The sequence below is a fragment of the Pantoea sp. CTOTU49201 genome (assembly GCF_032054795.1).
GTDB lineage: Bacteria > Pseudomonadota > Gammaproteobacteria > Enterobacterales > Enterobacteriaceae > Pantoea > Pantoea symbiotica.
The window spans coordinates 14999-15526 of record NZ_DAMBSA010000068.1; the positions used below are offsets into that span (position 1 = coordinate 14999).

At 57.0% G+C, this 528-nt stretch carries 1 protein-coding gene; it reads left to right on the plus strand.

Features of this window, described 5'->3' with window-relative positions; translation table 11 throughout:
* The coding region (locus RTY00_RS07290) for a phospholipase D-like domain-containing protein (protein WP_312663962.1) at nucleotides 1-528 on the plus strand (528 nt) is incomplete at both ends.

Consider the following 528-nt stretch of genomic DNA (forward strand, 5'->3'; position numbering starts at 1 on the left):
CAGCTGCTGGCGTTGAAGCGGCGCGGGGTGAAAATTGCCATCCTTACTAATTCGCTGGCGGCCAATGATGTCACGGTGGTGCATGCGGGTTATGCGCGCTGGCGAAAAAAACTGCTGCGCCACGGCATCGCGTTGTATGAATTGAAACCGCAGGATAATCCGCACAGCGCGCCACACGATCGCGGCATCACCGGTAATTCGGGTTCCAGTTTGCATGCCAAAACCTTCACCGTCGACAATCGCAAAGTGTTTATCGGCTCGTTCAATTTCGATCCGCGTTCCGCCATGCTGAACACCGAAATGGGGTTGGTCATCGAGAGTGAAACGCTGGCGCAGCAAACCCATCAGCGCTTTATTGCCGGGATGCGCGATCGCGCCTGGACGCTGCGTCTGGATAAATGGGGACGTGTCAATTGGGTGGAGTTTGCGAACGAGCAGGGCGAAGTGGTGCATAAACACGAACCGCAGTGCACGCTGCTGCAGCGCTTGCTGGTGCGTTTGGTGTGGCGCTTGCCGGTTGAGTGGTTG